Source organism: Pectobacterium peruviense (assembly GCF_003312355.2).
Classification (GTDB): domain Bacteria; phylum Pseudomonadota; class Gammaproteobacteria; order Enterobacterales; family Enterobacteriaceae; genus Pectobacterium; species Pectobacterium peruviense.
The window spans coordinates 2,146,222-2,167,529 of sequence record NZ_CP161826.1; the positions used below are offsets into that span (position 1 = coordinate 2,146,222).

Below are 21,308 nucleotides of genomic sequence, written 5' to 3' on the forward strand. Positions count from 1 at the left end.
CCCACTATTCCCGCTCGACTTTTTATCGTTGCCAACAGCACTCAGCATCGACAGTTCAGTCGATTACTTGCTTCGCGACGTCGTCCATTGCACGGCGAAGACGCTGGCTAACACGATCGCCAAACCTAAGAATGCTGTGCCAGTCATCGACTGTGAAAGTAACGCCCAGCCCAGCAGCACGGCAGTCAGCGGACTCAACAACCCCAATGATGCAACGGCAACCGTCGGAAGACGTGATACGCCGCGAAACCAGAGTCCATAAGCGAGCACGGCACCTGCAAGACAGAGGTAGGTGTAAGCCGCCCACTGCGACAGAGTCAATGCTGGCAGTGGCGCATCGGCTAGCCATGCAACGGGCGCAAGCATCAACCCACCGATGAAAAGTTGCCAGCCAGTAAGCGGCAGTACGGGTAAATCAAGCTGCCAGCGACGCGTCAACCAGACTCCCGTCGCCATACACACAGCACCCAGCAGCGCGGCGGCGATTCCCACGGGCTCAAATATTGTCTGCGGCGACAGCAGTAAAACGGCCATGCCAACCACACCGATTACCGCCGACCACAGCGTAGCCAGTCGGGGAGCGCGATGATCCACCACCCAGACCAGCACCATCACCAGCAGCGGTTGGATGGCACCAAGTACCGCAGCCAATCCGCCGGGTAAACGATAAGCCGCGACGAACAGCAGCGCCTGAAAAACACCGATATTCAGGGCGCTGAGCACGACCACACGCCACCAGTCTCGCCGGGCGGGAAAGACGCGGGTGAATAAAAGTAGCAGCAGACCCGCAGGCAGTACGCGGATAAGCGCCGCCGTGAAGGGACGGTCCGGTGGCAAAAATTCTGATGTCACAATGTAGGTTGACCCCCAAATCGCGGGAGCCAGCGCCGTGAGTATGACGTCACGCCAATAATGTGGTGAGGATGGAGTATTCATGACTTTACCTTCAATTCAAGATACTATGATAGTGTTGATCAATTAGCTTGAAGTCAAGATAAATGAAAAATCAAACCAACGAACGCGACTACGATGCGGTAGATGCCATCCTTGAACAGTGGCGGCGCGAACGTCCCGATCTGGATGCCAGCCCCATGGGACCGATTGGGCGCCTCAGACGATGTGCTGTGCTCATGGATCAGCGTCTGGAATCCTGTTTTTCCAGATTCGATCTGAGCAGTTGGGAGTTTGATATGTTGGCTACGCTGCGGCGTGCAGGTGCGCCGCATTGCCTTAGCCCGACCGAACTCTTCTCCACGTTGATGGTGACGTCAGGAACCATGACTCATCGGCTCAAGCGCCTTGAAACCCGAGGATTTATCGAACGTGTGCAGAACGAACTGGATGCGCGCAGTACGCTCGTGCAGCTCACCAGTACGGGACTTGAACTGATTAACCGTGCCGTTGAGGCGCATATTGAGAATGAGCGACAGGTACTCTCGGTGCTACCTGCCGAGGTGCTGGCGGCGCTTGATGCCAACCTCGCAACGCTATTGCGCGGGCTGGAAAGCCATAACAAAGGGAACTGAGCCATGTCTGAATACCGTGCTTCAATCTGCTGGCAGCGCGATGGGCAAGATTTCATTGATAACCGCTACAGCCGACTTCATCAGTGGCAGTTTGATGGCGGTATTACGCTGCGTGCCTCATCGTCACCTCATGTCGTACCGCTGCCTTTTTCGCTGGAAGATGCGGTCGATCCCGAAGAGGCGCTCGTAGCCTCACTGTCGAGCTGTCATATGCTGTGGTTCCTTTCGATTGCGGCCAAAAAGCGGTTTTGCGTGGATGATTATCAGGACCACGCGGTGGGAACAATGGGCGTGAACGCGGCGGGGAAAATGGCGATGTTGGACGTCACGCTGCACCCGCAGGTAACATTCAGCGGCGAAAAGCAGCCTACTGCCGAGCAATATGCCACCTTGCATGAACTAGCACATGATGCGTGCTACATTGCTCACTCGGTGAATTTCCCTGTCAACTGCGAGCCGACGTTAGGGACGAACAACTGAACCTAATAGGTTGACGGCGCTGAGAGAGCTGCGGAAATTATGTGTAAAACATCGCCCGATGCGTTCAGATCGGGCGATATGACAATGACACTTACCATCCGGTAATGCGCTGCCAGGTTTCCTGCTCATGCCGGTGTGATTTCAGCACCTGATAGTGTTGATGCATCGCGGCCGTCGCACAGGCGTGGTTAGGCAATATCCGCAACCGCGTGCCGACGGGGAAATTATCGACTGAGAATCCACTGTCCGCGGGTAGCGCGATGATGCCGTGTTCCTGATTGGTGACGGTCACGCAGAGGTCGTGGTAAGGACTGCCATGCAGGTCGCAAACCAGCCCGTAACCGTAATCTTTTGCCTGAGAAGCCGTACCGCGATCGCGCGAGAGTGCCATCCAGCCCGCATCAATAAACACCCAGCCTTTTTCGCGGTTATGCCCAATCACCGTGCTGACGACTGACAGAGCGATATCATCCAGCGAACAGACCCCGACATTTTTCATCACCAGATCGAATGTAGTGAACACGCCCGCTCTGACTTCAGTAATGCCGGTTAAGTCTTCGGCAAAGTGTGCCGTCGGCGTGGCACCGACGCTGAGCACGGGGCAGGTAATCCCCAGCGCACGTACACGTTGTCCGGCAGTGTTGATGGCTGCGCATTCGGCACGCGCGGCTGCTCTGATCGCCTCATCCGTGCGGCAGGCGTAGGACTCTCCCGCATGAGCCAGCAGGCCAGTGAGTGTCGCCCCGTTGCCATCGATCTGCTTCGCTAGCTCAAGCAGCGCATCGCTTTCTGGCGGGATGCCGCCGCGATGTCCGTCACAGTCGATCTCGATAAATACTGAAAATGTCACGTTATTGGCGAGAGCATAATCCGTCACCGCCCGCGCTTGTTCCACGCTATCCAGCAGAATATGAAGATTCACGCCTTTACGGATGAGGTTAGCGATACGCGCCAGCTTGTGCGGGGCGATCCCTACGGCGTAGAGCAGGTTGGTATAACCCGCAGCGGCAAAAGCCTCCGCTTCTGCCAGCGTCGAAACCGTCGCCGGTGAGGCGGAATCTTTGAGCAAATAGCGACCGGCCTCAATCGAGCGTAGCGTTTTGAGATGCGGTCTAACCTGGCTGCCTAGATTTTCTGTACGCTGATAAAGTCTGTCGATATTGCGTTGAAAGCGGAACTCATCAATCAGCAAAAAGGGCGTTTCCAGCGTGTTAAGCCACTCGACGTTACTCATTGCATGTCTCCATTTTGTTTCTCTGCCTGCCAGGCAGCAAGAATGCGTTGGCCAATATATAAGTCCTGAATGGACAAGCCAGAACTGTCAAAAATGGTAATGTCGCCCGGCGTTTTCCGCCCCGCGGCGTTTTCGCTAATTACATCGCCGATGGCGGTTAGTGCCACATGCGCTGGCGCGTGTTGAAACTCACCAATGGTTCTGGATTGGGAAGGCAGATCGCAAAACAGGCGACCGGTGGCAAACAGCTCTGGCGGCAGTTCCTGTTTGCCAGCAGCATCCGATCCCATGCTGACGACGTGCGTTCCTGCCTTGACCCACTCGGCGTTAAACAGCGGCGCGCGTGATGGCGTGGCGGTCACGATGATATCCGCTGCGCGGCACGCGTTTTCGGCATCGCTGACTTGTGCATCCAGCCCCGCAGCCTTGAGCTCTTGCGCCATCTCTGCGGATTTGCTGCTATCGCGTCCGACAATCAGTACGGTACGAATGGGCCGTATTCTTGCCAGCGCAGCACATTCGTAACGAGCCTGATGACCGGTTCCGAACACCGCCAAAACTGAGGCATCGGGTCTTGCCAGCAAATCGGCTGCGACGGCATCGGCGGCGGCGGTACGAAAGGCGTTAACCTTTCCTGCTTCTATGGCCACAGCCATTTTCCCGATTTGCTGATCGAACAGCAGAATAAGGGAATTGTGGCGGGGCAGGCCGTTAGCGGGGTTCCCCGGCCAGAATGAACCCACTTTTAGCCCCGCAAGCTCACGGGTTGCAGAGGCTTTAACGCTGAATGTATTGCTTGGATCGGAGCCTTGTCCGTGTACGACTGGAAAACTGCGCGCTTCCGGTTCACTGGCCGCGAGCAGGGCTTCGCAAACGGCATCATAGGCCAGCTCATGGCTGATGAGCGCTGCCGATTCCGCTTCAGAAATAAAGATCATCGTTTTTTCCTCAAGCGCTACCGGTCAGAAATGCGCCGTAGCGGCTGATATCGACATTACCGCCGCTGATAATAATGCCAATGCGTTTACCGCGTAGTGATTCCCTGAGATTGCGCGCCGCCGCGAAACTGAGGCACCCCGTTGGCTCCACGACGATGTTCATTCGCTCGGCGTAAAACCGCATCGCGTCAATCAGGTCGTCATCCGTTACCGTCAGAATGTCATCAACGTTTTGGCGAATCACGGAGAAGGTATAGTTACCCAGATGCTGAATTTGTGCGCCATCGGCGATGGTTTTGGGTGTATCAATATGCACAATTGTGCCGCTACGGAAGGATTGCTGCCCGTCATTGCCTGCGAGAGGTTCGACGCCATAAATTTTGCAACGTGGAGACAGCTGGCGTGCGGAAAGCGCAGAACCTGACAATAATCCGCCGCCGCCCAGACAGACGAACAGGGCATCCAGCTCACCGGTTTCTTCCATCAGTTCTTTCGTGGCTGTGCCTTGCCCGGCAATAACGTGCGGGTGGTCATAAGGGGGAATGAGCGTCAGACCCTGCTTTTCGGCGAGATCTCTACCGATCTGCTCACGATCTTCGGTATATCGATTATATTGCACTACGTTCCCGCCATAGCCACGTGTTGCTGCGATCTTGGCTGCTGGCGCATCGTGCGGCATAACAATCGTTGCCGGAATACCGAGTAATTTGGCGGAAAGGGCAATGGCCTGCGCATGGTTACCGGAAGAAAAGGTGACGACGCCCGCGGCTTTCTGCTCATCTGAGAACTGTAACAGCGCGTTCATGGCACCGCGAAACTTGAAGGCGCCCATGCGCTGAAAGTTTTCACATTTGAAGAAAACCTCTGCGCCAAATGCGTCATTGACCGTGCGCGATGTCATGACTGGTGTTTTATTGGCATAGCCAGCAATACGTTCCGCTGCGGCTACCACATCGTCAAAGGTTGGGAGGCGTAAGTCGCTCATATCTGGATCACCTGCTAGTCGTGATTGTGAATACCGAGGCTGTTGTCCTCGATGCTGTTGAATGCTTGATAAACAAAATATATAAAATTAGATAAATTGTCTAATTTGATTTATCTTCATATTTTCAGCTTACGTGAGACGCATCGAGTGCTGCGGGGAAAGGGCAAAACGAGAACGGCGTATGGTACTAAAGCAGATGTACTTACAGTACACTCAGCGCCAGAAAACGCGGTTGCGTCGGTATTGGTATTGGAGAGGAATATGTCTGCATCTGGAGAAGGTCTGCTGCTGACGCAGTTAGATGCCATAGCGAAAGGGTTGAGCGAGACGTTTGCGCCATTCTGTGAGGTGGTCGTGCACGATCTGAAGAACCCGGAACACGCGATACTTTCCATTCACAATAACCTCTCTGGCAGGGAGGTAGGCGCACCCGCGACGGAGCTGGGTCTTGCTCGAATCGCTTCACCTGAATTTCCTAATATTTTAGCGAACTATGCTAACCAGTTTGCTGATGGGCGTCCGGTAAAAAGCACCTCAGTCGGCATCAAAAATGCGGAAGGCGACTATGTCGCTGCGCTGTGCCTGAATGTCGATATGACGCTATTTCGCGGCATGCAGAATGCGCTGGCGCAATTCACCCAGCTTGCTTCGGACTCCGTAACCGAGCATTTAGAACCAAATGGCGCAGCGGCGATCAGACAACACATCGATCTTTTCGCCGCACGGCTTGCCACCACGCCACGGGCGCTAAAAGCGCAGGACAGAAAAGTCCTGCTTCAGGAACTGAAAGACAACGGCCTGCTGGAAGTCAAAAAATCCATGGAAACCATCGCACAGCACCTCGGCGTATCACGGGCGTCGGTGTATTTGTATGCGAAGTAGGGAAGGGGGAAAGCGTTTAATGTCAGATTGCTATGATGCGTTAAGTTATTGGTACGCTAATGAAAGAAGCCCGAAGGGGCTTCTTTCTGGTTTAGTGATAATTAAATGGCAATCGCTTCAACAATCGAGATTAAGCTGCCAGTTTCCATAATGCGATTAATTTTAAGACCAGCGCTGGCAAACAGCTGTTTTAGCTCGCGTTCGGTACGCTCTCTGCCACCGTCAAAGCTAGACAGCAATAAAATATCCATTTCTTTTCCGAAATGCTGGATATTTCCTTCTGGAGGTACTGGATCCATCACCAATACTTTTCCGCCTGGATGCATGGCCTTGCGACAATTGTTCAGGATAATAGAGGCTTTTTCGTCCGGCCAGTCATGCATAATGTATTTCAGTAAATAAACATCTGCTGGTGGACAGGATTCAAAGAAACTGCCTGGCTGCAACCGCCAGCGAGAATTATCGCCTAGCTCACCAAGACGATGCCGAGTTAATACGTGCTGCTGATCGAATAGAATTCCGTGTAGCGTCGGGTTAGCTTGTAAAACTTGTAATAACAAACCACCCATTCCTCCTGCGATATCAACAACTGTGGCGCCTTCGGGGAAGTCATAACTGCGTACTAGGAATATATTCTCCACTTCTGACATCGATGACATGCCAGAATGGAAGTCATAATTCTTGGAATGATCCTTCGACCAATATTCAAAGAATGACATATCATAAATCTGTTTAAAGCTGGAGTGACCACGTAGGTTTTCTACCAGTTCACCTAAAGGGCGCCAGAAGGTTTCATCAGTCAGCATAAGCACGGCGTCACGCAGGGGATGTTTTGCGGAGACACATAGGCATTCGGCTGCCGGTGTAAGCGCGAATTGACCCGGTTCTAATTCAGAAAATATATCCCGCGTAGCAAGTAAACGCATAACTCGGTGCAAATTTTGAGCATCTACATTTAGTTTTTTACTTAGTGTTTCAATGTGTTGTGGCCCTGCTTTGAGGTGGTCGGCTACACCCAGAAGTGCCACTGCGCGTAGCGATGCTTGATAGGTATAACCCATCGCTTGCTCCAATAAATACATTGCAGCTTTTTCGTTTTCCGTATTGCCAGTAGTAATGGTTTTCATACTAATATTTCCTCTAGAGTAATATTGTATTGGCTTTATAATTACAGTTATTAACTATATTTTTATTTACTGTCTGGTTTTTTATTACGGGAGTGGTTGTGTCGTTATCAGTGTAGTCGGTTTTTTGTTATTGGTTCGCGCTCGCTGTGTGTTTTCTTATTTCATTGATATATAAGTTAATTATTTTTGTATTTATAAGGTTCGTTATTGCTAATGATTAAAGGTGTTTTCCGTGATGGCCGACTTTTATTATAATCGTTCATGACATTAGTCATTGGTAAATGGATTGTTAATGAATCGTATTGTTTTTTTGGTTGGAGTAATTCTACTTTTATTTCGGTTGAAATGATTCATGGGCTATCCATAATTTCGGTTGGTTATATTTTTTTCCGAGTGAAATTAAACGGCATGATCGTTTCTGCTTGTTACTTATTCTGATGGCAGAATAAGTAAATTCTTGCTATTACAGTTGCAGTAATTAAGAAGGTATAGCCCTGAATTCGAGATGATTTATCCGAAGGTGTGAACTTGCCAGAGTATTATCTAGAGATGTGGCTGAAAATAATTTCATTAATAAACAATATGCGCTTTCTATCATCCAGTTGTGCCCCACCCACCACTTCCCAAATCCTCACCTATACTTGCTTAACTGCCCGATTTGCTAACGAACGGCAAGTCGGGTGTGGTGAAACGAAAACGCGAGGAGTAAGTATGGGTATTCTGTCCTGGGTTATTTTTGGCTTGATTGCGGGGATTTTGGCTAAATGGATTATGCCCGGTAAAGACGGCGGTGGCTTTATCCTGACGGTGCTGCTCGGGATTGTCGGTGCGGTCGTGGGCGGCTACATCAGCGTTTTCTTTGGGTTCGGTCGAGTGGATGGCTTTAACTTCGGCAGCTTTATCGTCGCAATTGTCGGCGCGATTGTTGTGCTGTGGGTGTACCGCAAGATTCGGGATTAATTCTATATTCGTCATACTTCAAGCTGCATGTGCGTTGGCTGCGCTATTCGACTCACTTGCGTGTGTCTCGCCCCACAGGGGCCGCTGCAAGCAGCGTTCAAACCTGCCCCTGGCAGGTTTGTCAGTCACCCGAATCACTTACTTGAGTAAGCTCATCGGGATGAAATGAGAGACATCCTGTCTCTCACCGAAGGCCAGCCGTTGGCTGGTCAAATTCGTTCCCGACGAATTTGTCCTTTGCTTGCCGTATTACAAGGCTTATAAATAAGCCTAGCCCTAGCGGGCCAACGCTTTGCGTTGTTCAAAACGCTAGCGTTTTGTCCTGAAACTTGAATTATTTAGAGTATGCATCTGTTGCCCCTGTTCAGGGGCAACACGCTTCCTGTTGTTAATATGCAGAAAACCAGTCGATTAATTGCTCAGCAACTTCATCCGGTGTCAGCAAAGACGTGTGCAGTGAACGCTGCAGTGCCGCATTGATCGTATCCGCGTAGTCGTAATTCCTGAGAATTTCTTTGAGCTTATCCTGTGTATTCACTTTACCGAACAGACGTCGGTCAGCATTTTCCACCCGGTTTAAGAGATGTGCTTCGTCGCTACAGAGCTGAACGAAATATGGCGTAGCGCCATGTTCCATGCACAGCGTTTTTATCGCCTCAATGTACCAATCGTCTTTGCTTCCCTCATAGCAGAAGGTTGTGATCAGGTCGCGCTGATCCTCTGCAAAGAGCAGCTTGTATCTTTCTCATGTAGTGATTAGCTATCACTACATGAAACAGAGTGAGCTTCCAAGGGGCGCCAAGGCTATAACCTTGCGATTGAGTTTAAGCCCTCTGTTTCACCTTTCACGCCAACATTAACATTGAACGGTTACCCAGAGCACTGACTCTGAATGTACAAGCGGAACGGGCGTGATGGCTTCAGTGAAAGGGGGGACATTATGTATTACGTCGGCATTGATATCAGTAAACGTTTTATCGATGTGTGCTTATTGGTTGATGGCATTAAAGGTAAACGGAAGACGAAAGTGTTACCCAATGGCCCCAACTCAGCACAGGCTTTGGCTCAATGGTTAACCCTGCAAAAATGTGAACCGAGCCAAGCTCATATCATCATGGAAGCGACGGGCATTTATCACGAACACCTCGCTTATGGCCTTCATCTGGCTAACATTCTTGTGTCAGTGGCAAATCCCCATCGAGTGCGTGAATTTGCCAAAGGAATGGGGATATTGACGAAAACGGATAAAGTGGATGCCTATGTTCTGGCGTGCTATGGCTACCTGAAACAACCAGAAAATTGGGTTCCGCCTTCGCAAGAAATAAGAAAACTCAGGGCATTATTGCAGCACAGGGATAGCGTGCTTGATGATAAACAACGCGTAGAAAATCGGCTGAGCACGTTGAAATCCACAGTGGCCCCGGAAGAAGTCCTGACCTCGCTGGAGTCGATTGAACGAAATTTAAAGGATGAGCTGGCAAGGATTGAACGCCTGATAGCGGAGCATATAGATAAGCATCCCAGGCTAAAAAACGACCTGAAACTTCTGCAATCGATTGATGGAGTTGGAGAGCAAATCGGGTGGAATATGTTAGCCATCATCCGGGGTAATCACTTCAGGAGTGCGGAACAGGTGGCGGCGTATCTGGGGGTTATCCCTGTAGAGAGACGTTCAGGCACCTCGGTGTGTGGCAGAGCCAGATTGTCTAAAATAGGGCCGCCGGGCATCCGGGCAAAGCTGTATATGGGAGCCATAGCGGCTATCAGTTGGAACAGTCATGTGAGAGCGCTCTATGAAAGATTGCGGCTAAAAGGAAAAGCGAAGATGGTGGCGATAGGGGCGGCGATGAGGAAACTGGTGCATCTGTGTTATGGCGTGCTGCATACGCAGCAGCCCTATGACAAAAATTATGGGATGACGACTCATAAAAATGCTTGACCGGCAACACGGTTACTCGATGGCATAGAGCCTTAGCCGACAAGCGAAGCGCCTGATGGTGATAAATGCACTATCAGGCGGGAGCACGGCCATCGCTAAATCATACGTCAGATGATTATGAAATAACGTTGCTCCCATTTTCTCCATCAGCAGGCGACTGATAGTGAGCTTCCCCACCGCAGGCGGCCCGTAGAGGAAAATAAGCCTCTTCACTGCGCTGTACTCGTCGTGCCGGGTTCGTAATAGGTAATATTAAGTGCATTACGCGTCTTGACGGAAACGCCGGTTAGCGGCACGACCGAATGCCAGGTTTCATAAAACCCGTTGCGGATGATGACACTGGCGTTGCCCATCATCGGGAGAACGGAATGACAGACGTCAGCATGGTTCTCTGGGTTGAGAATCTGAAAGGCACCACCCCAGCTTTCTTCCCATTCGGCGTTGAAATAAATAATCAGGCGGAATCCGCGCTTCAGGGACGCGTCAACATGGGGTAAGTAGTGCGTGTCCCGCCCGCCGCGAAATGCCACCGCTTCCATTTTGAATTCAGAAAGGTCGGCACCACAGAAAGCGGAGAGGGCAGCAGTAAAGTCGTCAGAGACCAGCTCGTTGCACATTCCCTGCCAAGCATTGGACAGCGTCGTGGTGTCGCTCACCTTGCCGGATGCTAAAGGAACAAGAGTTCGGCGATAAAAATAACCACCGTTACGTTCTCGATAGTTAAACCCGTCGGTCGGGAACTCGTTAGCAAGCGTTGAGGCGACATTACCGTTACGCCATATCTCGGTTAATTCGCCCCACTGGAAAGGGGTTTCATGTCGATTGCCGTGGATGATGCGTTCAAGATCAAAATAGTGGGACATCTTTTCACTCCCTGTTGTTAATTATATCTGATGGGTGTTAATTACACCTGACGGATAGTGGCGGCTAACGCCCATCAGAGGCTTCCCAGCGCGGTGGTCATGCGTTGAATCAGTTCCTCTATTTCCTTGTCTGAAATCGTGAAGGCCGGTGCCAGTTTTAAATATGGACCTGCTGCACCTACAATGACGCCATGCTGGCGTATTGCCGCCTGCGCACGGCCACACTGTTCGAGGGAGGAAAATGTCATCGATAGCATCAGCCCTTTGCCTTGCAGGCTGAGCAGACCCTCGGTTTGAGGGAGATTTTGTTTGGCGAGTTTGAGGATCGTCCTTCCTTTTGCCGTGACCTCATCATAGAGGTGATGCGTATCCAGATAATCCATGACAAATAGTGCCGCGCGGCAGCCTAGCAAGTTGCCGGATTGCGTGTGGCCGTGACGGAAAAACGGCGGCATTTGTCCTTTGAAGCTGTCTGTAATGGCTTCTGTGGCAAGCACGGCAGTGATGGGAATGCCACCGCCCAGACACTTACTGAAAATGACAATGTCAGGCTGTGCGCCTCGTGAAACGGATTCACAGAACGTCCCAGCGCGGCCAACGCCGCAATAAACCTCGTCACAGATCAGCGGAATATCGTGTTTTTTTGTTAACAGCGAGAGCTGTTGCAGGAAGCCTTCAGGCAATAGCCGAGTGCCCTCCATTGCCATAATCGGTTCAATAATGACGGCGGCGATGGTTGATTCCTGTTCTTCCAGCAGACTTTCCCAGGCGCTGATGTCGCTGAGCTGTTCAGGTGGGGGCATCGTTATGGTATTGCTGGCGAGGATAGACGGCAGAATGCCCTCGTTGATAAACGGGCGTCTTGTCGCCATCATCGCGCCGAGCGTACAGCCATGGTACGCGCCGTCTATCGCCACAATTCGCGTTCGCGCCGGACGGGAATGGTTGACCTGATATTGCCAGGCCATTTTTAATGCGCTTTCAACGCCTTCGCTGCCGCTTCCAACGATGAACGTCTTGCGAAGATGAGTATCGGTTAGCTTAGCGGCGAGTTTTTCTGCCAGTTCGCCGGGGAGTTGGGTGTTTGAATAGATATTGCAGGCATGAATCAGTGTGGATAATTGTTGTTGCAGGGCGGCAATAAATTCAGGGTGAGAGTGTCCCAAACAGTGATTATAACAGCCGGACATCCCATCAAAGTAACGTTGGCCGTGCTCATCATAGAGATAAACCCCTTCGCCACGGTGAATAATCGGCCGTTCGTCTTTTTCAGCAAGAGCCGTGTAAGGTGGCCAGTAGGGGTTAGAGGTAGGATTCATATTGTGTCCCTGTCAGTGTGGTTCTGATTTCGTCAACGTTACTGACGATCGAATCAATCGCTCGGGTCTCTTTTTTCCCTGTGCCAGCACAGAGCCTGGAATCGGAAATACCAAGGAAGGACAGCACGGTTCTGGCAGCGATATCCGATGTGGCCATGACGTCTTCGTAATCAAGAGTGAGGATGTCATGGTGCTGAAAGGCCTGATAAAATGCGGCCTGATTTTCCAGATTACTGTCGATGAACGCCGTTAATTCATTGGCAGAAACCGCTATTTTTTCTTTAGAAGTCGGACGGCTATCATGCTGGCCGACGTACCAGATGCGGTCACGCAGGCTTTTCTTTAACGACACGAATTGCTGTAGACGGCTTCTTCTTTCCAGCAGGATCAGCTTCAGATCAGGGATCGCTAACAGTGAAGGCCAGATAGGCGTATCGCCCCAGTGGGTATCAAGATCTCGAAACAGCACGAAACCGACCGCTTCAACGTATTCAAAATAGGGCCTGAACAGGTGGCGATGCAGGATTGTCTCGATAGCGGTGTCTTTAACGGAATAGGGCAGCAAATGTTGGCCAAACCGATTGAATGCTTCACCGTGCATTTCAATATTCGGGTGAGAACCTAGCAGGGTGCGGAGCAGGTGAGTGCCTGCTCTGGGCGTGGATACGATGGCAAATTTCTGATAGCGGGTTTGTGCTGCCAGAATGTCTGCATCTACGCTGCCGCCAACCCATTTATATTTTTCAGCAAGGGCGATTTTTTCGCAAAATAACGCAAAGTAGGGCGGCGCGTCGTGTTGAAGATCCTGTAGCTGTTCCTGAACTTCGTCTCCGCGTATGCCCTGAGCGCTCCAGTTTACGCCGCTGAGTCGATATTCATGAACGAATGCCAGCATTGCTGCCCGCGTTTTCTCGCCTATCGATGTCTCGGCTAAATCATCCTGCATCCGGGTTTGAAGATGCTCAGAGGGGCACGTCAGCCAGTCATCCCAACGTGCCGCTAACGCGGATTCCGTGGTTGAACGATCGTTCATGATCTCTCCTTGATTATGCGATCAGGGTGGGTGCGCTGGTGAACATGCCTCGCAGCAGGGTTCGCGGGTGGGCGGGATCGTCCGTATAGGCATGGCGACCATGAGAAATTTTGTCGTTACGCATAATCAATGCTTGCCCGCGATAGAGCGGGAATGTCAGGTGATAGCGGCTACCTTCAGTGGCCAGTTGCGACAGGTACTCGACCGCCTCGACGACGCGCGGGTTGATGCTGCGGGAGTAGTCCCAGTCAGCGGTTACATCCAGTGTAAACCCGCCAATAAACCCACCGTCCCGATCGGGACGAAAAACCGGGCCGATATGGGCATACTGTTTTCCAGACTGTGTCCCGGTTGAACGGCGTCTGAAAATCTGTTCTTCGAGCAGAATATTCGCTAAATCAGGGTGTTCAGCCTGGAGTCGCTGAAAGGCGGAGACGCTATCGAACAGGACGGTTCCGCCCCCCTGGCTCGCATGCTGTTTACAAAGAAGGATCGACGTTTTTATGCTCCCGATTGGGATATAAGAACCATCAGTATGAAGAGAAAGGTGTGAGGTACTATTGAAAACCACATGTGTGCCGTGTGAGAGCCCGCCAATCTGATTCACTCCGGATGTGGATACGCCCTCTTTATGTTCCTGACGGTTAAAGGCTGATTGGTAAACGTCCCCCAGCGAATAAAGCGCTGACATTTTTTGGAAGTCGGAATCATCGTATTTCCATTCGCCCGCAACGATTGCAAACCGATATTTTTCGATATGCGCAATGACTGCCGTCTTATCTTCACTATCAATAACCTGTGGTGACCATCCATCAAAGCAACTTTTCATCGCTATTACTCCTGTAATTAGCTCGACTGAAAAATACCGTGTATAAATTTATATCCGTCCTATTTCACATTGCACATCTATTGGCTGTATTACGTGCCTCCTCCATAAGCCTCGTTGGCGGGAATGAATTGATAGCTAATAATGTGGAAGGGATTTATATGGCGCTCATGCCGCCGTCAATAGACAGTATTTGGCCTGTAATATATTTACTGGCTTCCGAGGCAAATAGGATTGCTGCGCCTTTTAAGTCGTCATCATCCCCAATACGTCGCAGTGGGGATTTTTGAGCCAGCGCATCGACACCAACCCGACTCAACAGATTCTGCGTCATGGTGGAAGGGAAAAAACCGGGGGCAAGCGCATTGACGGTAATATTAAATTCCCCCCATTCACCCGCCAGTGCTCGGGTAAAGTTTACCACGGCACCCTTGCTGGTGCTGTAAGCGATGCCTTCCAGCCAGCCGGGAAGGTTGCCTTGTAAACCAGCCAGCGATGCCACGTTGATAATTTTCCCATAGCGGCGGGGTATCATGCTGCATTTGCCGATTTTCTGCGTTAATAGAAACAGGCTGCGAATATTCAGGTTCATTACGCGATCCCAGTCCGCAATGGCATGGTCTTCCGCCGGTGCACCGAGCGCAATACCAGCATTATTGACGAGAATATCTATTTGACCTGTTTTAGCGATGGCTTCCCCTGCGAGGCGCTCAATATCGCAATCTTGCGTATTGTCGGCGATAACCCATTCGGCACGAATACCCAATGAGGCGAGGTGTGATTGTGCGGCCTGTAATTCATCGGCGTGGCGCGCTGAGAGGATAATATGAGCGCCTTGAACACCGAGCGCTTCAGCAATTTGTAGCCCCAATCCACGAGATCCTCCGGTGATTAGCGCTGTTTTCCCAGACAGGGCAAAGAAGTGCGGCGTATCCATACCGATTCCCTTATATTGAGATCTCTATCCATTAGAATGTGCCCTAACTAATTCGATTTGCAGAGTAACCGTTATTATTTAATAACGGAGCTGCAATTTGAAATGTGAAGGGGTGGCACTAACAACAGCAATGAGTTTAAATAGATATCAATAAAAAACGCCAGCTATATTCTGTCGTTAATAAATAAGATATTTTTGAGTTGTGATTAATCGCCCATTAATTACCTAAATAAAATTTATTCGCTATGGCGCTAATTATTTTTCTCTTCCTCTTATTATCGCGTGAATTTTTTATCCGTCGCCCCTGTTCAGGGGCAACGTGCTTTCTTTCTTATTTCCTATCTGATTGTCTTTTCAGCATATCCTCGATGCCGTCAGTGCTTGGCTATTAATGCGTGGCTATTAATGTGTGATGATGCTATCCAGCGCGCGTAGGTGCTCTGGCTGCCACGACAGGTTGACTTCGGTGCCCGCTTTCCAGTGCGGCTGAATCTCGTTAGCAGGGAGTTTCACCATAAACTGCGGCTGGCCTGCGACTTCCGTCATCATCCTGACGTGATCGCCCAGATAGATGAACTGCTGAATGCGTGCTTTGACATGCTGCATCGTGTTATCGGTATGAGCTGCATTGACGTGAATACGTTCCGGTCTAATGCAGAGTGTGATTTTACGGCCCGGCGAGCTGGGACGAACTTTCAGCGCACGCAGCGATGTACCGTCGTCGAGCGTCGCCCGATAGAACGCGCCTTCGGCCTCGGCGCGCGTGGCGAGCAGCGTATTGTTTTCGCCGATAAACTGCGCCACAAACGCGTTCTCCGGTTTTTCGTAGATATCGCTTGGGCTGTCCATCTGCTGAATCACACCGTCGTTAAACACGGCGACGCGGTTGGACATCGTCATCGCTTCGCTCTGGTCATGGGTGACGTAGACCACGGTTAATTCCAGCGATTGATGCAGCTCTTTGATTTCTAACTGCATATGCTCGCGTAGTTGCTTATCCAGCGCACCCAGTGGTTCATCCATCAGCACCAGTTTCGGTTCGAAGACCAGCGCGCGAGCCAGCGCCACACGCTGCTGTTGGCCGCCGGACATCTGCGCGGGATAGCGATCGGCTAGGCTAGTCAGCTTCACGCGATCCAGCACCCGATCGACTTTCTCTTTGATATCAGCACGGTTTAGACGGCGGATGGACAGCGGGAATGCCAGATTCTCCGCCACGGTCATGTGTGGAAACAGCGCGTAGTTCTGAAACACCATGCCGATGTCGCGCTGGTGCGGCGGGAGATGATGCAACGGTGCATCGCGCAGCAGGATTTCCCCCTGCGTTGGGGTTTCAAACCCGGCGAGCATCATCAAACTGGTGGTTTTTCCCGAGCCGGACGGCCCAAGCAGGGTCAGAAATTCACCTTCACGGATATCCAGATTCAGGTTTTTAACGATCAGGCGGTCGCCGTCGTAGGTCTTCTGAACGTTCCTGAAGCTGACATAATTTCTCATTTTTTCACTCTCCGGCAGTCACTGTTATTCATAAGAATGCATAAACCATGCCGGATACGAGAAAGTTGAGGATTGTCATACTACGACAGGCAAAAATGCCGTCGCTTGCTACGATGAATGCCCTGTAATGGGGCGCGTCATCGATAGGTGGCACTCTAACGGTGCGAGCATGCTGTATCGCTGTGCCCTATAAAAATGCACCCCGTCAGGTGTTCAAATCATGCGTATTCAGCGCCCGAATACACGCCACAATCACAGCGAAAGCCTGCTCCATTTGAGGTTCTTCGATGCTGGCGTAGCCCAGCAATAAACCGCGCTGCTGCGTCGGTTGCAGGTAGTAGCTTGAAAGCGGTTTGACCATCACGCCACGGCGTAGGATGGCGGCGCTCAGCACAACATCATCAACGTGGGGCGGCAGGCTAAGCAGCATGTGCAGACCGGCATTACTGTTATCTCCGACGTAATCCGCCCCCAGATGCTGTTCGATCAACGACGTCAATAACGCGCGGCGTTTGGCATACAACAGGCGCATGCGGCGGATGTGCGCGGCGTAGTGTCCCTCACGGATAAACTGTGCGAGCGTTGCCTGCGTTAGCCAATGTCCTCCCCGATAGAGCTCGGAATGTGCCGTCTTCAACGACTGCGCCAGCAGCGGCGGCAGCACCATGTAACTGACGCGCAGGCCGGGGTAGAGCGTTTTGCTGAATGTACCGATGTAGATCACCGGTGATTGCGCCTGTAGCCCTTGCAGTGCGGGGATTGGGCTGCCAGAAAAGCGAAACTCGCTATCGTAATCATCTTCCACCACCCAGCAGCCGTGCTCCTGTGCCAGTGCCAGCAGCCGTTGACGACGTACCAGGCTCATCACTGCGCCCAGCGGATATTGATGTGACGGTGTCACGCAAATCAAACGCGGTGCGGCATCGGGCGAGAGGGTATCCGGCGGCACCAGCCCTTGTTCATCCACATCGACAGGCGCAATGCGCAGGCCGTTAATCGTCAGAACATTGCGAATCCCCCAATAGCAGGGATCTTCAATCCATGCCAAATCACCGGGATTGCACAGCATTTTGGCGAGCAGATCCATCGCCTGATGGGTGCCTTCAGTAATCAGAATCTGCTCCGGCGTACACTCCACGGAACGAGCGACTCGCAGGTAGTCCACCAGCGCCAACTGGAGTTCGGGACAGCCGCCAATCGGTGAATAAGAAAGTTGTTCAGGGCGAACGCGCCGCGTCAACCGCGTCTGAATACGCCGCCATAAATCATGAGGGAAACTGGCGATATCGGGGATGCCGGGCATAAATGCTCCCCATTGGCGGACGGAGGCTCCGGCATAACCCAGCAGATGCATACCGCGACGGGAAAGCTCATGCTTAGGCTCCCGTATTTCCCCCGCATTGTCGCTATTCACGGGCTGCATGTTGCCGTCGGGCAACTGTTCCGTAACGAAGGTCCCGCTTCCTTTGCGCGCCTCGATATAGCCTTCAGCCAATAGCTGTTCGTAAGCCGTTAGCACGGTATTACGTGACAGCGCGAGTTGTTGCGCCAGATCGCGTGACGACGGTAGACGAACGCCTGCGGCAATCGCGCCGTCAAGAATCGCGAGCCGGATGCTGTCGTATAAACGCTTGTTCAGTGCGCCATCCTGCTGGTTGGCTAAACGCTGAAGCAATAAGTCGGTCAGGAGTGAGCGCAAAGTGGATCCTTCAAATATTCAAAACTGGCACTGGATTATAGAACCATCTCGCGTCTAAATGACATCATCATCTTGCAACGACCTGTCATCGTTCAACTCATCATCTTCAACTAATAACAGATGTATTTGGGATACCGGAGCAGACAATGAAGAATAGCGAACTGAATCAACGCCGTCTGGCCGCCACACCGCGTGGTGTAGGTGTCATGTGTGATTTCTATGCTGAGCGTGCCGAAAACAGCACTCTGTGGGATGTGGAAGGACGAGAGTTTATCGATTTCGCTGCCGGGATTGCGGTGCTGAACACCGGGCATCGTCACCCGAAAATTGTCGCTGCGGTGCGCGAACAGCTGGATCGCTTTACCCATACGGCCTATCAGATTGTGCCTTACGGTAGCTATGTCACATTGGCTGAGCGTATTAACGCGTTGGCACCGATTCAAGGTGCGGCAAAAACCACGTTCTTTACTACTGGGGCGGAAGCGGTGGAAAACGCGGTGAAAATCGCCCGTGCTTACACCAAGCGTCCTGGCGTGATCGCTTTCAACGCGGCGTTCCATGGTCGCACGCTGCTGACCATGACGCTGACGGGCAAAGTGGCGCCGTACTCCACGGGATTTGGTCCGTTTCCTGGTTCCATTTTTCACGCGCTGTATCCGAATGAGAAGGCGGGCATCACCGTTGAACAGGCACTGGAAAGCGTCGAACGTCTGATGCATACCGACATCGCTGCCGATCAGGTTGCTGCGATTATTCTGGAACCGGTACAGGGCGAAGGCGGTTTTCATGTCGCGCCACCTGCCTTTATCAGTGGGCTGCGTAAGCTGTGCGATGAGCATGGCATCCTGCTGATTGCCGATGAAGTGCAGACGGGCTTTGCGCGTACCGGTAAGCTGTTTGCGATGGAGTATTATGCTGAGAAAGCGGATCTGATCACCATGGCGAAAAGTCTGGGCGGCGGTTTCCCGATCTCTGGCGTGGTCGGCCGTGCTGAGGTGATGGATGCGCCATCGCCGGGTGGACTGGGCGGTACGTATGCGGGTAACCCGCTGTCGGTCGCGTCCGCGCTGGCGGTATTGGATGTGATTGAAGAAGAAAAATTGTGCCAACGGGCGCAGCGGCTGGGGGCTGCACTGGTAGAAACGCTGGAGAAAGTGAAAGCGCAGTGTCCAGCACTGGTGGCGATTCGTGCACAAGGGTCGATGGTCGCGGCTGAATTTAGCGATCCGAACACGGGTAAACCCTCGGCAGAGATTAGCCGCCAATTTCAGAAAAGCGCGTTAGAAGCAGGCTTGCTGTTGCTGACCTGCGGTGTGCATGGCAACGTGATTCGTTTCCTGTATCCGCTGACGGTTCCCGATGAGCAGTTCAGCAAGGCGATGAATATCCTGACGCGCGTATTAACACGATAGAAGAGAAGCTATGCAACTGAAATCATCTACTTCATTGAAAACCGCTATTTCACTGAAACAACAAACCTTATTCCGTCAACACTGCCTGATTGACGGCGAGTGGCTGGATAGCCAAAACGGTGAACGCCTGAATGTCACCAATCCGGCGACGGGCGAGGTACTGGGTACAGTGCCTCTAGTGACGGTGTCACAAACTGAGCAAGCCATTGCTGCCGCAGAACAGGCGCTGGTTGAATGGCGTAAGAAGACGGGAAAGGAACGTGCCGCGCTATTGCAGGCGTGGGTGCGCCTGATTATGGACAATCAGGACGATCTGGCTGTGCTGCTGACGGCAGAGCAGGGAAAACCGCTGGCGGAAGCGCGGGGCGAAATTGCCTATGCCACCAGTTTTATCGACTGGTTTGCGGAAGAAGCTAAACGTATTGAAGGCAGCGTACTGCAATCGCCGCAGGGGCAGCAGCGCCTGATGGTGATTAAGCAGCCCATCGGCGTGTGCGCAGCGATTACGCCGTGGAATTTCCCCGCGGCGATGATCACCCGTAAGGTCGGCCCCGCGTTGGCGGCGGGCTGCACGATGATCGTTAAACCTGCGGAGCAGACACCGTTTACCGCGTTGGCGCTGGCGGAGCTGGCGCAGCAGGCGGGTATTCCGCGCGGCGTGTTGCAGGTGATTGTCGGCGATGCACAATCTGTCGGTAAGGTGCTGTGCGATAGCCCTGTGGTGCGCAAGCTGAGCTTCACCGGTTCCACGGAAGTTGGTCGTATCCTGATGGCGCAGAGTGCGCCAACGGTGAAAAAACTGTCGCTGGAGCTGGGGGGCAACGCGCCGTTTATCGTGTTTGATGATGCCGACGTGGATCAGGCAGTGAAAGGCATTTTGGCCTCCAAATTCCGTAACAGCGGGCAGACCTGCGTCTGTGCTAACCGGATCTATGTGCAGAACGGGATTTACCCGACGCTGGTAGAACGGTTGATCGAGGAAGTGCGTAAATTAAATGTAGGCGACGGTACGCAGCCCGGCGTGACGCAGGGGCCGCTGATTGATAACGATGCGGTCAGCAAAGTCGAGCAGCACATTGCCGATGCGTTATCGCACGGAGCAACGTTGCTGCTGGGCGGCCAACGCCACGAACGGGGCGGCACGTTCTTCACACCAACGATTGTCGGCGACGTGACCCGCGAGATGCGTTTTGCGCGTGAAGAGACGTTCGGGCCAGTCGCACCGCTGTTCCGCTTCAGTGATGAAGCCGAGGTGATTGCGATGGCGAACGATACCGAGTTCGGTCTGGCAGCCTATGTCTACACGCGCGACGCGGTACGCCAGTGGACGGTGCCAGAAGCGCTGGACTACGGCATGGTTGGCATCAATACCGGATTGATCTCGAATGAAGTCGCGCCGTTTGGTGGGGTGAAACAGTCGGGACTGGGCCGTGAGGGCTCACGTTTCGGTATCGAAGACTATCTGGAAATGAAATACCTTTGCGTCGATCTTTCCCGATAAGGTTTTCACCCCGATAGTCGGTAAGCCGCGCGTGTCGGCAGTTAATGTCGGCACGCGTGCAACAGACGCGCAATGCGTCTGAGTGGTGCAAGGCAAGATGGATTGCACCACAATATGGCAAAAATGGCGAAATACAGTCAGGCATACAGC

Annotated in this window: 21 protein-coding genes; 7 read left to right on the plus strand and 14 right to left on the minus strand. The window is 52.2% G+C overall.

Translation table 11 applies throughout. The features are described from left to right. Nucleotides 1-63: 63 nt before the first annotated feature. Nucleotides 64-936: an EamA family transporter gene (locus DUT67_RS09725; RefSeq protein ID WP_113633048.1), complete on the minus strand. Its 873-nt coding sequence runs from the start codon at nucleotides 934-936 to the stop codon at nucleotides 64-66. 62 nt (nucleotides 937-998) lie between these two features. Between DUT67_RS09725 and DUT67_RS09730 the strand changes: the two genes are divergently transcribed. Together DUT67_RS09730 and DUT67_RS09735 are read left to right on the plus strand one after the other, a co-directional pair. Further along, nucleotides 999-1,526, plus strand: a complete 528-nt coding sequence (locus DUT67_RS09730) for a MarR family winged helix-turn-helix transcriptional regulator (protein WP_113633049.1) — start codon at nucleotides 999-1,001, stop codon at nucleotides 1,524-1,526. Between the two features lie 3 nt (nucleotides 1,527-1,529). Beyond that, nucleotides 1,530-2,006 (plus strand): OsmC family protein, encoded by a 477-nt coding sequence (locus DUT67_RS09735; RefSeq protein WP_113633050.1) that lies wholly within the window; start codon nucleotides 1,530-1,532, stop codon nucleotides 2,004-2,006. 91 nt (nucleotides 2,007-2,097) lie between these two features. On the opposite strand, the gene DUT67_RS09740 is transcribed toward DUT67_RS09735, so the two are convergent. Genes DUT67_RS09740 through DUT67_RS09750 form a run of 3 tightly spaced genes read right to left on the minus strand, consistent with a single transcriptional unit; the run spans nucleotide 2,098 to nucleotide 5,163 of the window. Next, nucleotides 2,098-3,240, minus strand: a complete 1,143-nt coding sequence (locus tag DUT67_RS09740; protein ID WP_113633051.1) for a DSD1 family PLP-dependent enzyme — start codon at nucleotides 3,238-3,240, stop codon at nucleotides 2,098-2,100. Then, nucleotides 3,237-4,178 carry an ornithine cyclodeaminase family protein gene (locus tag DUT67_RS09745; protein WP_113633052.1) on the minus strand — a complete coding sequence of 314 codons (942 nt, stop codon included), beginning with the start codon at nucleotides 4,176-4,178 and terminating at the stop codon, nucleotides 3,237-3,239. Before DUT67_RS09745 ends, DUT67_RS09740 begins: the two co-directional genes overlap by 4 nt. Nucleotides 4,179-4,188: 10 nt before the next feature. Further along, a complete protein-coding gene (locus DUT67_RS09750; RefSeq protein WP_113633053.1) occupies nucleotides 4,189-5,163 on the minus strand; it encodes a threo-3-hydroxy-L-aspartate ammonia-lyase in 975 nt (324 codons plus the stop codon). Nucleotides 5,164-5,424: 261 nt separating this feature from the next. On the opposite strand from DUT67_RS09750, the gene DUT67_RS09755 reads away from it, so the two are divergent. Then, a complete protein-coding gene (locus DUT67_RS09755) occupies nucleotides 5,425-6,045 on the plus strand; it encodes a transcriptional regulator (RefSeq protein ID WP_113633054.1) in 621 nt (206 codons plus the stop codon). Between the two features lie 101 nt (nucleotides 6,046-6,146). On the opposite strand, the gene DUT67_RS09760 is transcribed toward DUT67_RS09755, so the two are convergent. After that, the gene (locus DUT67_RS09760) at nucleotides 6,147-7,172 is read right to left on the minus strand and encodes a methyltransferase (protein ID WP_113626087.1); all 1,026 of its coding nucleotides are present in this window, start codon (nucleotides 7,170-7,172) and stop codon (nucleotides 6,147-6,149) included. Between the two features lie 711 nt (nucleotides 7,173-7,883). Between DUT67_RS09760 and DUT67_RS09765 the strand changes: the two genes are divergently transcribed. Continuing rightward, a complete protein-coding gene (locus DUT67_RS09765) occupies nucleotides 7,884-8,132 on the plus strand; it encodes a GlsB/YeaQ/YmgE family stress response membrane protein (protein ID WP_113626088.1) in 249 nt (82 codons plus the stop codon). Nucleotides 8,133-8,520: 388 nt separating this feature from the next. On the opposite strand, the gene DUT67_RS09770 is transcribed toward DUT67_RS09765, so the two are convergent. After that, on the minus strand, nucleotides 8,521-8,769 hold the full coding sequence (locus DUT67_RS09770; RefSeq protein ID WP_223254657.1) for a hypothetical protein: 249 nt from the start codon (nucleotides 8,767-8,769) through the stop codon (nucleotides 8,521-8,523). Between the two features lie 303 nt (nucleotides 8,770-9,072). On the opposite strand from DUT67_RS09770, the gene DUT67_RS09775 reads away from it, so the two are divergent. Further along, nucleotides 9,073-10,071 carry an IS110 family transposase gene (locus DUT67_RS09775; protein ID WP_113628142.1) on the plus strand — a complete coding sequence of 333 codons (999 nt, stop codon included), beginning with the start codon at nucleotides 9,073-9,075 and terminating at the stop codon, nucleotides 10,069-10,071. A 12-nt stretch (nucleotides 10,072-10,083) separates the two neighbouring features. Here DUT67_RS09775 and DUT67_RS09780 read toward each other — a convergent pair whose 3' ends face one another. From DUT67_RS09780 to DUT67_RS09815, 8 genes are all read right to left on the minus strand, one after another. Continuing rightward, nucleotides 10,084-10,284, minus strand: a complete 201-nt coding sequence (locus DUT67_RS09780; RefSeq protein WP_223254619.1) for an AAA family ATPase — start codon at nucleotides 10,282-10,284, stop codon at nucleotides 10,084-10,086. Beyond that, entirely contained in the window at nucleotides 10,281-10,934 is a 654-nt protein-coding gene (locus DUT67_RS09785; RefSeq protein WP_113632395.1) for a 2OG-Fe(II) oxygenase, read from the minus strand. Before DUT67_RS09785 ends, DUT67_RS09780 begins: the two co-directional genes overlap by 4 nt. Nucleotides 10,935-11,008: 74 nt before the next feature. After that, nucleotides 11,009-12,253, minus strand: a complete 1,245-nt coding sequence (locus DUT67_RS09790; RefSeq protein WP_113632394.1) for an aspartate aminotransferase family protein — start codon at nucleotides 12,251-12,253, stop codon at nucleotides 11,009-11,011. Next, complete coding sequence (locus DUT67_RS09795) at nucleotides 12,237-13,286, minus strand: sulfotransferase family protein (RefSeq protein ID WP_113632393.1); 1,050 nt, start codon at nucleotides 13,284-13,286, stop codon at nucleotides 12,237-12,239. Before DUT67_RS09795 ends, DUT67_RS09790 begins: the two co-directional genes overlap by 17 nt. A gap of 13 nt (nucleotides 13,287-13,299) precedes the next feature. Beyond that, nucleotides 13,300-14,115, minus strand: coding sequence for a TauD/TfdA family dioxygenase (locus DUT67_RS09800; protein WP_113632392.1), 816 nt, complete (start codon nucleotides 14,113-14,115; stop codon nucleotides 13,300-13,302). A gap of 154 nt (nucleotides 14,116-14,269) precedes the next feature. Further along, nucleotides 14,270-15,049: an SDR family oxidoreductase gene (locus tag DUT67_RS09805; RefSeq protein WP_113632391.1), complete on the minus strand. Its 780-nt coding sequence runs from the start codon at nucleotides 15,047-15,049 to the stop codon at nucleotides 14,270-14,272. A gap of 402 nt (nucleotides 15,050-15,451) precedes the next feature. Then, on the minus strand, nucleotides 15,452-16,546 hold the full coding sequence (locus DUT67_RS09810; protein ID WP_113632390.1) for an ABC transporter ATP-binding protein: 1,095 nt from the start codon (nucleotides 16,544-16,546) through the stop codon (nucleotides 15,452-15,454). 205 nt (nucleotides 16,547-16,751) lie between these two features. Next, nucleotides 16,752-18,245 (minus strand): PLP-dependent aminotransferase family protein, encoded by a 1,494-nt coding sequence (locus DUT67_RS09815; RefSeq protein WP_113632389.1) that lies wholly within the window; start codon nucleotides 18,243-18,245, stop codon nucleotides 16,752-16,754. Between the two features lie 146 nt (nucleotides 18,246-18,391). Between DUT67_RS09815 and DUT67_RS09820 the strand changes: the two genes are divergently transcribed. Further along, complete coding sequence (locus DUT67_RS09820; RefSeq protein ID WP_113632388.1) at nucleotides 18,392-19,657, plus strand: 4-aminobutyrate--2-oxoglutarate transaminase; 1,266 nt, start codon at nucleotides 18,392-18,394, stop codon at nucleotides 19,655-19,657. Nucleotides 19,658-19,667: 10 nt separating this feature from the next. Beyond that, entirely contained in the window at nucleotides 19,668-21,158 is a 1,491-nt protein-coding gene (locus DUT67_RS09825; protein ID WP_113632387.1) for an NAD-dependent succinate-semialdehyde dehydrogenase, read from the plus strand. The last annotated feature ends 150 nt before the right edge of the window (nucleotides 21,159-21,308 follow it).

Bases quoted from the DNA above. Each gene is read 5' to 3' on its own strand.
- DUT67_RS09810 (WP_113632390.1), bottom strand. From the start codon at position 16,546: ATGAGAAATTATGTCAGCTTCAGGAACGTTCAGAAGACCTACGACGGC.
- DUT67_RS09735 (WP_113633050.1), top strand. From the start codon at position 1,530: ATGTCTGAATACCGTGCTTCAATCTGCTGGCAGCGCGATGGGCAAGAT.
- DUT67_RS09770 (WP_223254657.1), bottom strand. From the start codon at position 8,769: ATGGAACATGGCGCTACGCCATATTTCGTTCAGCTCTGTAGCGACGAA.
- DUT67_RS09790 (WP_113632394.1), bottom strand. From the start codon at position 12,253: ATGAATCCTACCTCTAACCCCTACTGGCCACCTTACACGGCTCTTGCT.
- DUT67_RS09765 (WP_113626088.1), top strand. From the start codon at position 7,884: ATGGGTATTCTGTCCTGGGTTATTTTTGGCTTGATTGCGGGGATTTTG.
- DUT67_RS09820 (WP_113632388.1), top strand. From the start codon at position 18,392: ATGAAGAATAGCGAACTGAATCAACGCCGTCTGGCCGCCACACCGCGT.
- DUT67_RS09750 (WP_113633053.1), bottom strand. From the start codon at position 5,163: ATGAGCGACTTACGCCTCCCAACCTTTGACGATGTGGTAGCCGCAGCG.
- DUT67_RS09785 (WP_113632395.1), bottom strand. From the start codon at position 10,934: ATGTCCCACTATTTTGATCTTGAACGCATCATCCACGGCAATCGACAT.
- DUT67_RS09755 (WP_113633054.1), top strand. From the start codon at position 5,425: ATGTCTGCATCTGGAGAAGGTCTGCTGCTGACGCAGTTAGATGCCATA.
- DUT67_RS09805 (WP_113632391.1), bottom strand. From the start codon at position 15,049: ATGGATACGCCGCACTTCTTTGCCCTGTCTGGGAAAACAGCGCTAATC.
- DUT67_RS09745 (WP_113633052.1), bottom strand. From the start codon at position 4,178: ATGATCTTTATTTCTGAAGCGGAATCGGCAGCGCTCATCAGCCATGAG.
- DUT67_RS09800 (WP_113632392.1), bottom strand. From the start codon at position 14,115: ATGAAAAGTTGCTTTGATGGATGGTCACCACAGGTTATTGATAGTGAA.
- DUT67_RS09730 (WP_113633049.1), top strand. From the start codon at position 999: ATGAAAAATCAAACCAACGAACGCGACTACGATGCGGTAGATGCCATC.
- DUT67_RS09760 (WP_113626087.1), bottom strand. From the start codon at position 7,172: ATGAAAACCATTACTACTGGCAATACGGAAAACGAAAAAGCTGCAATG.
- DUT67_RS09825 (WP_113632387.1), top strand. From the start codon at position 19,668: ATGCAACTGAAATCATCTACTTCATTGAAAACCGCTATTTCACTGAAA.
- DUT67_RS09740 (WP_113633051.1), bottom strand. From the start codon at position 3,240: ATGAGTAACGTCGAGTGGCTTAACACGCTGGAAACGCCCTTTTTGCTG.
- DUT67_RS09795 (WP_113632393.1), bottom strand. From the start codon at position 13,286: ATGAACGATCGTTCAACCACGGAATCCGCGTTAGCGGCACGTTGGGAT.
- DUT67_RS09775 (WP_113628142.1), top strand. From the start codon at position 9,073: ATGTATTACGTCGGCATTGATATCAGTAAACGTTTTATCGATGTGTGC.
- DUT67_RS09725 (WP_113633048.1), bottom strand. From the start codon at position 936: ATGAATACTCCATCCTCACCACATTATTGGCGTGACGTCATACTCACG.